This window comes from Polynucleobacter sp. 35-46-11, assembly GCF_002281105.1.
On record NZ_NCFJ01000456.1, the window covers coordinates 1 to 1,986 of the forward strand.

Annotated in this window: 2 protein-coding genes; one reads left to right on the top strand and one right to left on the bottom strand. The window is 42.4% G+C overall.

Features of this window, described 5'->3' with window-relative positions:
• Positions 1-204: 204 nt before the first annotated feature.
• Entirely contained in the window at positions 205-1,191 is a 987-nt protein-coding gene (locus B7Y67_RS16290; RefSeq protein ID WP_293599530.1) for a tripartite tricarboxylate transporter substrate binding protein, read from the top strand.
• Positions 1,192-1,244: 53 nt separating this feature from the next.
• Here the strand turns inward: B7Y67_RS16290 and B7Y67_RS16295 are convergent.
• Positions 1,245-1,986, bottom strand: a 742-nt coding sequence (locus B7Y67_RS16295; RefSeq protein ID WP_293599531.1) for a sulfite exporter TauE/SafE family protein, incomplete at its 5' end; no start/stop codon positions are given.

Sequence of the window (1,986 nt, forward strand, 5' to 3'; positions counted from 1 at the left end):
AGACAACATATCTGAATCATATAGATGATTTAGATATCTTGCAAGAACCAATTCATTGTGCGGTGCAACGAATACAAAGTGGCATAACATCATGAGTGGGGGAGATGGCAGTAATAAAAAATACAACTAGTAAGTAGCAATAAAAGTTTTTTTGATGTCTAAGTAACACCAATACAAAGATCAAATTACTAACGGAGGTCACCAATGTTTAAGATTGAAAAATATAAGTTCAGCAGGCGATTAGTTTTAATTGCTGGCGCGCTTACCTTGGCAATGCCGCAACTAGCAGCAGCGCAGTCATGGCCCACAAAGCCAATCAAATTAATAATTCCATTTGCGGCTGGCGGTACGACTGATATCTTAGGTCGATTATTGGCTCAGCAACTTACAAAAGATCTCGGTCAAAACGTCATTGTTGAAAACAAAGGCGGTGCCGGAGGAAATATTGCTGCAGAGTACGTAGCGCAGTCCCCTGCTGATGGCTATACCATCATGCTCGCATCTGGAAGCATGCTTACCGTTAACCCTAATTTGTATAAAAAATTACCGGTCGATTATGCGAAGGACTTTGTTTACATTACAAACGTGGCTAGTGGTCCAATGCTGTTATCAGTAAGTAAAAAGCTACCAGTAAAGAATTTTGCCGAGTTTATTGCTTATGCAAAAACTAAAGATCTCAATTTTGGATCTGCTGGAATCGGAAGCCAAGTGCATATGGCCGGAGAAAATCTCACCTATGCAGCCAAAATTCCGGCAACACATGTACCTTATAAAGGCGAATCCGCTGCCATTAATGATCTTGTTTCTGGCCAAATTGACTTTATGGTTGGCAATCTTACCGCTGCGACTGGCTTTGCTAAGAATGGTCAAATTAAGCCGCTAGCAGTTACTAGTGCTAAACGTGTTCAGCAGCTACCAGATGTTCCAACAGTTGCCGAAGCTGGCATCCCGGGATTTGAGAGCACTGGCTGGTTCGGCTTGGTAGCTCCAGCTAATACTCCAAATGCGATTACCGAGAAAATCTATAACGCTACTGTCAAAGCAGTAAGCTCCGAGGCTATGAGAAAGAGTTTGGATCTTAACGGCTTAACAGCGGTAGTGAATTCTCAGAAAGATTTTGAATCGCAAGTTAAGTCTGAATCAGGAGTTTGGGAGAAGGTGATTAAGGGTCGTAATATTAGTACTCAGTAATACCTTTGGTTTCATTTAAAAGCGAGGACGAGTCCTCGCTTTTTTATTGCGCGCTAGGTAATTTGTCTAATTAATAGTATGGCTCCAGCAAATACCAGGATTAAACCGTATGCCATACGCATCATGGCATTACTCAGTTTGGTATGGACATGTGTGCCAGTCCATATTCCCAAAAAAGCCACTGGCATCAACAGTACTGCCAAACCAATTACTTCCCAGCTTAATATCAATCCCGTTACCAACATCAGAATAAGTCGTAAGAAGGTCAACATGAAGATCGCAAATGCCATTGTTGCACGCAATACTTTGGGATTATTAATACGAAGGCCTAGATAAGAAACGTAGAGTGGCCCACCGGTAGCAAAGAGTGCAGTAAAGGCGCCCCCTAAAAATCCAAGGGGTAAGGCCCACCATTTACTAATGGGGTCTCTGGTTTCAACATTCCTTTTAATAAGAACCCTTACTCCATTGACTGCAGCAAATAATCCAAGAATCAGCAGTAAGGGTTCGCTGGGCGACTTAACCAGCAGAAATATTCCTAAGAACATCCCCAAGACGCTAAAAGGAAAAAGCCATTTAAGCTCGGCAATATCAGCATCACCGGAGGACTTCCTGCCAACATATAAGGAAGCACAAATGTCTACTAAAACCATCATTGGCACAACTACCTTTAATGGGTACATCTGCACCAGTAAAGGGACTGCCACTATTGAGGAACCAAATCCTGACACCCCAAAGATAAAGAATGCGCACAAAACAATCAATACTGCTAGCGCAAATGAGAGCGGCTCAATT

Excerpts from the sequence above, each read along its gene's own strand:
- B7Y67_RS16290 (WP_293599530.1), top strand. The coding sequence starts at position 205 with ATGTTTAAGATTGAAAAATATAAGTTCAGCAGGCGATTAGTTTTAATT.